This window comes from Streptomyces sp. NPDC088915 (genome assembly GCF_044749825.1).
Lineage (GTDB): Bacteria > Actinomycetota > Actinomycetes > Streptomycetales > Streptomycetaceae > Streptomyces.
Map to the genome: position 1 here is coordinate 22573 of NZ_JBIVIR010000036.1, position 6855 is coordinate 29427.

Genomic DNA, 6855 nt, shown 5'->3' on the forward strand with positions numbered 1-6855 from the left:
CATGCCGACTCACGAGGGAACCCGGATCGCCACCGCGCTGGAATCGACCTGGACCGCGTTCCAGAAGCACCACCCCGACCTCCCCGACGTCGTGATGATCACCGGCACGGGGATGCAGGGCCGGAACAGGAAGCGGCCGTCCTGGGGACACCACACGGCGGACCGGTGGCTGGACGCGACGGCCGGCGGCCGCCGCGCGGAACTGTTCATCTCCGGCGAGGCCATCGCCAAGGGCGGGCAGATGGTGGTGGAGACCGCGTTGCACGAGGCCGCCCACGCGCTCGCGGCCGCCCGGGGCATCCGGGACACCTCGTGTGCGGGCCGCTGGCACAACCGGAAGTTCGCGGAGCTGGCCAAGGAGGTGGGGCTGGAGCCGCCGAAGAAGGCGCAGAAGGTCATCGGTTTCTCGGAGGCCCTGATCACAGCTGCCACGGTCGGCCGGTACGCGTCCGTCATCCGGAAGTTGGACGCCGCCGCCTTGGCCCGGATCGAGGCCCCCAGCGAGGGCGGGGACCAGGAGCAGAGCGAGGACGGGAAGAAGGAGGGTCCGCGCGGCGGGAAGGGCCGGGCGGGTAAGCGCCTGGCCGTGGCGTGCGCGTGCGAGCCCGCCCGCCGGATGCAGGTCACGCCGAAGCTGCTGGAAGGCGGGCCCATCCTGTGTGGAACTTGCCGCGAGCCGTTCCAGCCGGTGGAACCCGAGCTGGAAGAGGAGGCCGCCGCGTGACCGGGCGGCCGTCCGCGGCGGTGCCGTGGGAGCAGCTGGCCGCCGACGGAACCACGGTCGCGCGGTACGAGGCGAAGGTGTACCGGGGGCCGGGGCCGACCCCGTGCCACTGGTGGCTGGGCGCCATCAGCGACTCCGGGCACGGCAAGTTCCGGGCAGGCAGCCGCCCGGCGGGCACCTCCCGCGTCGTCTCGGCCCACGTGTTGGGGTTCGTCGTTCACCACGGCGCGGCCGCCCTGCGAGCTGGGGCCGTCATCCGGCACACGTGCGATGAGCCGAGCTGCCAGAACCCCGGCCACTGGCTCGTGGGAGAGCGGCTGCAGAACGTCGTGGACTACGCGGCCCGGCGGGTCCTGACGGGACACGCACTCGCGGACGTTCGAGGAGCCGCGGGGCGTGCGGTGGCCGTGCGGGACGCGATCCTGTCCGCCGCCCCGGGCGCGGAGCCCGCCGCCATCGCGGCCGCGCTCGCGGCCGGCCACCCATCGGGGGAGCACCAGGACACCCTCTGGTGAGGGGCGGTTCTAGCGTGGACATGCTGCACGGAGTGGTCAGGCACGGGTCGTAGTCGCGAGAGGGGCACCCCTCTCGCGCTCTTCCGATCAGGCCGGTTCTGCCGCTGGACCTCGTGGCCTCAGCCCAGCGTGTGCACGCTACAGCGGAGGGGCGAACGCAGGCCGATTCAGACCCGCGCGAGACGTGGCCGAGGAGCATAAACCCAGCATGTCCACGCTATGACAGCGAGGGAGCGCGGCCGCCGGCCATCAGGGCGCCGCCGCCATCAAAGAACACTCTTGGTAACAGTCGAGGCCCGTCCCCAGTCCGGGGGTCGGGCCTCATGTCGTTGCCCGCCAAGGTAGCGGGTCAGCCCCCGCTCGCGCCAGCACGCGAACCCAGGGAGCATCAGCAGGTATGGGAAGCGACTTGACCATCGATCACATGCACGGCACCCCTCCTTACCGCCCCGGCCTATCTCTTGCCCTCTCAACTCCGCACCGCTCGAACCCCTCTGAACCTCTCTCATCTTCCTTCTACAGCCACCTACTAACCGCAACACACCCTTGCATTACTATCCGATGGCCCGTACCGTGATCACATGACCGCTACCGTGAGCCCGGGATCTGACCCGAGCTACCTGATTGATCAGGTGGGGCGCGGTGGTGAGCACTACTACCTGAAGGCGATCGAGCAGGCCGGAGAGCCGGCCGGTATCTGGCTCGGAGATGGCGCCGCTGATCTTGGTCTGACTGGTGAAGTCGATCATGAGCTGATGAGCGACATGTACTCGAAGTTCACCGACCCTCGTCTGCATGAGCAGGTCCGAGCGTCACTCTCCGCGATCACGGCCAAGCCCGGATCGGACGAGTACAAGGCTCAGGTGGCCGCCATCTACGACGAGGCCCGGGTGGGCCGGAAGCCGATGGACTACACGAAGTCCATCGAGGAGCGAGTGGCCAAGGCGCTGGACGAACTCGGCGCCGACGCGACCCCCGAGCAGCAGCGCGCGGCGGAGCTGAAGGTGCGGCAGAACGCCCCCTCCGCCCGGTCGTACTACGACGTCACGTTCTCCGTGCCCAAGAGCTACAGCCTGCTGCACGCCGGGTACCAGATCGAGGCCGCGCGGTTGCGCGACGCCGGCGACCTGGAGGGCGCCGCCGCGGCCGCCGCCAAGGCGGACGCGGTCTGGGAGTCGGTCATGGAGGGCGTCCAGGCGGGGCTGGAGTTCCTGCAGGACGAGGCCGGGTACGCGCGCGACGGCCGCCACGGCGCCAAGGACGCGAACGGGGCTCCCACCGGCCGCCAGGTCGACGCCCACCACTGGACCGTGGCGTCCTTCCGGCAGCACACGAGCCGGGACAACGAGCCCCAGATGCACGTCCATAACGCCATCTGGAACCGTGTCCAGGCCGATTCCATCGACCCCGTGACCGGCGAGACCGTTTCCAAGTGGCTCACGATTGACGGCCAGGAGATCTACCGGCACACCAAGGCCGCCGGGCACCTCTTCGAGAAGGCTGCCGACGAGGCCCTGTACCGCAAGCTGGGCATTCGCACGGCGATGCGCCCGGACGGCATGGCCCGCGAGGTCGTCGGCATCAGCCAGGAACAGCGGGACAAGTTCTCCAGCCGGCGGAAGACCATCACGAAGAAGACGGCCGAGCTGGCCGCCGACTGGGAGGCAGCCAACGGCCGCCCGCCGTCCGCCCACGAGCTGGCCCGGATGGCCCAGTGGGCGAACCTGAACGAGCGGAAGAACAAGACCGCCGCTGTTCCCCGCGAGGAGCTGCTGTCCCGCTGGGAGGCGGACATGGTGGCCGACACCCGCGAGTCCCTGGCCGGTGTCGCGGCTGCCGCCGAGGCCGCTACCGCCGACCTGGAACGGGACGCTTCCACCCTGGAATCAGGCATGGAATTCGACCCCCAGGACGTCGTCCGGCGGGCCGTCGAGAACGTGCAGGACCAGAAGTCGGCATGGCGCCGCGCGGACCTCGTCGTGGAAATTTCCAAGGAGCTTCCGGACTGTCTCGGAGGGCTGGAACGCCACCAGGTGCGCGCCCTCGTGAACGAGCTGGCCGACGCCGCCCTGCAGTCCGGCACCGACACGGGCGTGGTTCGGCTGACCGCGCCCAGCCTCGTCCCGCTCCCCGCCGAGCTGACCCGTGAGGACGGGCAGTCCATCTATGCCCGCCACGGCGCCCGCCGGTACGCCACCGAGGCCCACCTGGAGCGGACCGGCCGACTGGTCGCCAAGGCCACCGAGCTGGGCGCCCCCACCGTGAGCCGCGAGGCGATCGAGGAGGCCGTGGCGAGCGTCCAGCTCAACGAGGGTCAGGAGAAGGCGTTCCGCGCCATCCTTGGTTCCGGCCGCCGCATGGAGGTCGTGGCCGCCCCCGCTGGAACTGGAAAGTCCCGCCTGGCCGGCGCCATCCACGACGTGTGGACCCAGGAAGTCGGGCCCGTCATCGGCCTGACCGTGAGCCAGCGCGCGGCCCGCGTCCTGTCCGAGGAGGGCGTGGAGAACGCGGCGAACATTTCCAAGTTCCTGCACACCAACCGGCGCCTGGAACTGGGCCTGCCCGTTCTGGAATCGGACCGTGAGGCCCATCAGCTCCGCCCCGGTCAGCTGGTCATGGTGGACGAGGTGTCCATGGCCGAGGACGGACAGCTGGACGAGATCCGCCGGTACGCGGACCGCGTGGGCGCCAAGGTCCTGTACACCGGCGACGGCGGCCAGCTCACGTCCGTGGGCGCCGGCGGCATCTTCGCCCAGCTCAGCGACGAGCTGCCCAACGTCCACCGGCTCGACCAGGTCATGCGGTTCTCCGCCGAGTGGGAGAAGAACGCGTCCCTGCAGCTGCGGGAGGGCAAGCGCGAGGCCCTGGCCGACTACGAGGACCGCGGCCGACTGCGCGGCGGCACCCGCGAGGAGATGGTCACCCAGGCGTACCAGTCCTGGCTGGCCGACCACATGGCGGGCAAGAACGCGCTGCTCATCGCCCCGACGAACGAGCAGGCCGACGAGCTCGCGGCCCGCGCCCGCGCCGACCTCGTCCGCCTGGGCGAAGTGGCCGCCGAGGGCATCGAGCTGGAACAGCGCGGCCTGACCATCGGTGTGGGCGACATGGTCCAGCTTCGGGAGAACAACCGGCGCCTGACCAGCGCGAGCGGCGACCGGTTCGCCACCAACCGCGACGTCGTCAAGGTCCTGGGGATCTCCCCCGAGGGCGCCGTGACTGTCGCTTACGACGACGGGGACACGCTCCAGCTGCCTCCGGCTTACATCCAGTCGCATGTGGACCTGGCGTACGCGGGCACCGTCCACGCCGCCCAGGGCCGCACCGTCGACACCTGCCACACCCTGGTGGAAGGCGCTGGAACCCGGGAATCCTTCTATGTCGCGATGACGCGCGGCCGCGATTCCAACACGGCGTATGTCACCACCGACCCGGCGGGCGTGCCCGTCGAGCAGCGCCCCGACAAGCTGGCCGTGCTGACCCAGACCCTGGAAAATTCCAGTGTCGAGAAGTCGGCCGTGCAGGTGCAGCGCGAGGAGCTGGAATGGTCCCGCTCCCTGGCGAAGCACACGTTCGAGATGGAAGACCTGGCGACCGAGGAGGCCACGACCCGCTTCGGCCGCGTGCTCCACGACGAGCTGGGCCCCGACCGGTACCGCGAGCTGCGCGACAGCGAGGCGTACGGCTCCCTCGTCCGTCTGGGCCGCAGCGCCGAGGCCGAGGGCCACGACGCCACCGCGATGCTGCGCGACCTCGTCCAGCAGGGCCGCCTGGACGACGCCAAGGACCTGGGCAAGGTCCTGCACTGGCGTATGGAGCAGAGCATCGAGGCTGCCGAGCGCCAGCAGGTCCGCGCCGACGAGCAGCGCGTGCGCGAGGCCGTCGAGACCCAGGAATCCACGGTCAACGACCTCATGGGGCAGATGGCCGTGGCGCCCGTCGCCCACGTCGACCACGAGCCCGTCGCCGCCGACCAGGACGAGGCCGTCCGGCAGGCCATGCTCATGCAGCAGGCCCCCGTCCTGGCCTGGAACGGTGACCAGAACGACGCCCTGGCCGCTCAGCGGACCGTCATCCAAGCGCAGGTCATCGACCCCATGGAGACGCAGCGGGCCATCGAGGCGGCCGCCGCCGAGCAGGCCCGGCAGCAGGCCGCCCTGGACCAGGTCATGGCCATGCAGCTGGGCGCCGAAGTCCTGCACGGCGCCCAGGAGTCTCAGGAACGGCACGAGATCGCGCAGGAGCACCGGGCGGCCGCCGAGGAGCGGGCCGACTGGCGGAACCGCACCGCTGGAATCGAAGGCCCCAAGGGCGAGTACGCCCGCGCCGTCGCGGAGATCGCAGAAGCCAAGCGCCTGGAACTCGGGCAGGAACTGGCCGAGGCCGAGGAGCTGCCGCAGTGGGCCCGGGACACCCTCGGACCCGTGCCGGAGGACCCGAGCTGGCGGGAGCGCTGGATCGAGCGGGCTGGAACGATCGCGGCCTACCGCGAGGCCCACGAGTACGACAGCGAGCGCGACGCGATCGGCCAGCGGCCGGGCCGCGGCGCCGTCGACGTCCGCCAGGACTGGGACCGGGCCTACCGCGCGCTGGGCGAGCCCGAGGACCGGATGGAACTGGTCGGCGCGTCGGACGCGACCCTGCGGAACATGGTCGAGCGCTACGACCGCGAGACCCAGTGGGCGCCGCCGCACGTCGCTGGCCAGCTGCGCGAGGCGAGCGAGTCCCTGGCCGACGCCGAGCGCGAGGCCCTGCAGAAGTACATCGCGGCCATGGAGGCCGAGACCGAGGAGAAGCGCCAGGAGCTGGAGGCCACGGCCGAGTCCTACGAGGCCCTGACCGCCTCCCTGTCCGAGGACGTCGAGAAGCTGGAGCAGGTGCACACCGCCCGCGCCGCGTGGCACGAGCACACCGAGGAGGCCCGCGAACAGGCGCAGGCCGCCCAGCGCCAGCTGGAACTGCGGGCCCCGGAGCCGGAAACGGTGGAACTGCCGGAGGCCGCCGAGCAGCCCGAGGTGGAACCCAACCTGGAACAGGCGCGCGAGCGAGCCCACGAGTCCGGCCGGACCCTCACGGGCGAGGAACTGCAGGAGGCCGTCCGCACGGCCAGCCGGGCAACCGAGATCCTGGCCGACCGCGAGCAAACCCGGCAGATGGAAGAGGCCGAACGGATGCGCCGCGACGAGCCCCAGGTGATCCAGGCGCCGGAGCCGCCCGCCGTCGAGGTCAGCGGCCGCGAGGTCGAGATGTAACCCGAACCGCGCAGAGCGGGGGCGGACCAGCACATGGTCCGCCCCCGCTCTTTTGTGGTGCGCCTAGGGTCCGTAATCCTCCGTGGCCTGGCTCAGTGGCGTCTGCGGGTCCGGTGGTACAAGGCAAAAGCGGCTAGCGGCGGGAGGGGTGGGGTCGTGGCGGCCGCGTGGTCGGCGGCCGGCGGCCGAGTTGGGTTGGGCGCCGTACCCCCGCCGTCGCGGATGCGGGAGCGTGAGGCGACCGCACCGTCCGGTCTGGGCTGAGGGGGAGCAGCTGCTGCCGCGATGTGGTCGAGGCCGGTGTGGTCGCTACGCGTCGGTGCGGGCATCGTCGTGGCCGAGCCGCGTACCGCACCCGTCACCC

General features: G+C 71.1%; 4 protein-coding genes. 3 read left to right on the forward strand and 1 reads right to left on the reverse strand.

From position 1 onward, the window contains the following. Position 1 precedes the first annotated feature (1 nt). A complete protein-coding gene (locus ACIP5O_RS36370) occupies positions 2-724 on the forward strand; it encodes a hypothetical protein (RefSeq protein ID WP_401301988.1) in 723 nt (240 codons plus the stop codon). Continuing rightward, positions 721-1239: a hypothetical protein gene (locus tag ACIP5O_RS36375; RefSeq protein ID WP_401301991.1), complete on the forward strand. Its 519-nt coding sequence runs from the start codon at positions 721-723 to the stop codon at positions 1237-1239. The genes ACIP5O_RS36370 and ACIP5O_RS36375 overlap by 4 nt, the downstream gene beginning before the upstream one ends. A gap of 554 nt (positions 1240-1793) precedes the next feature. Here the strand turns inward: ACIP5O_RS36375 and ACIP5O_RS36380 are convergent. Next, positions 1794-1988 carry a hypothetical protein gene (locus ACIP5O_RS36380; protein ID WP_401302000.1) on the reverse strand — a complete coding sequence of 65 codons (195 nt, stop codon included), beginning with the start codon at positions 1986-1988 and terminating at the stop codon, positions 1794-1796. On the opposite strand from ACIP5O_RS36380, the gene mobF reads away from it, so the two are divergent. After that, complete coding sequence (gene mobF, locus ACIP5O_RS36385; protein WP_401301997.1) at positions 1908-6491, forward strand: MobF family relaxase; 4584 nt, start codon at positions 1908-1910, stop codon at positions 6489-6491. The two genes, ACIP5O_RS36380 and mobF, sit on opposite strands and share 81 nt — an antisense overlap. Positions 6492-6855: the final 364 nt, after the last annotated feature.

Excerpts from the sequence above, each read along its gene's own strand:
- ACIP5O_RS36370 (WP_401301988.1), top strand. The coding sequence starts at position 2 with ATGCCGACTCACGAGGGAACCCGGATCGCCACCGCGCTGGAATCGACC.
- ACIP5O_RS36380 (WP_401302000.1), bottom strand. The coding sequence starts at position 1,988 with ATGATCGACTTCACCAGTCAGACCAAGATCAGCGGCGCCATCTCCGAG.